Source organism: Vibrio sp. 1078-1, assembly GCF_033340475.1.
Window position 1 is genome coordinate 1 of sequence record NZ_JAWOWM010000606.1, and the last position, 592, is coordinate 592.

Here is a 592-nt window from a genome sequence, read left to right on the forward strand (position 1 = left end):
CTCACCTGGATGAACATTCATCGAAATGACTTTCGGCTTAAACTCCCACGGCATATCTGGGTTGACGTGTGCCATAAACTCCACACGAATCGTCCGGCTCAAATCGGGTTGCATCCCCGTAGGTTGAATCGCTGCAACATCACTGGTTTTACCGTTGATGCCTAACGCATCACACATCACGTCATAGAGCGGCACGAGCGCAAAACCGAACCCGAACATGGCAAAAGTGGCCAGCACTAACCTTATCGTGAGCTTTTTGTGGGATGATTTTTCTGCCATGTTCTTCGCCTCTCGTTCCGTTAATCCACTTTAGGCGGCGTACTAAAGGTGTGATGAGGCGCAGGGCTTGGCACAGTCCACTCTAATCCTTCTGCACGCACCCAAGGCTTGGCCGACGCTTTCTCTCCGCCACGAATACATTTGATCACGACCCACAAGAAAATCAGTTGCGACAAACCAAAGGCAAAACCGCCGATGGATACGATTTGGTTCACATCCGCAAATTGAATCGCGTAATCAGGGATTCTTCGCGGCATGCCCGCCAAACCTAAAAAATGCATCGGGAAGAAAAGGACATTGACGGAAATGACTG

The 592-nt window shown here is 50.0% G+C and carries 1 protein-coding gene and 1 pseudogene; both read right to left on the minus strand.

Annotated elements, in window-relative coordinates; all coding sequences use genetic code 11:
- Positions 1 to 279 (minus strand): cytochrome c oxidase assembly protein (locus tag R7190_RS29060; RefSeq protein ID WP_318138092.1); only part of this gene is annotated, 279 nt, incomplete at its 3' end.
- 20 nt (positions 280 to 299) lie between these two features.
- Positions 300 to 592: pseudogene (locus R7190_RS29065) on the minus strand (cytochrome c oxidase subunit I); the annotation flags it as partial.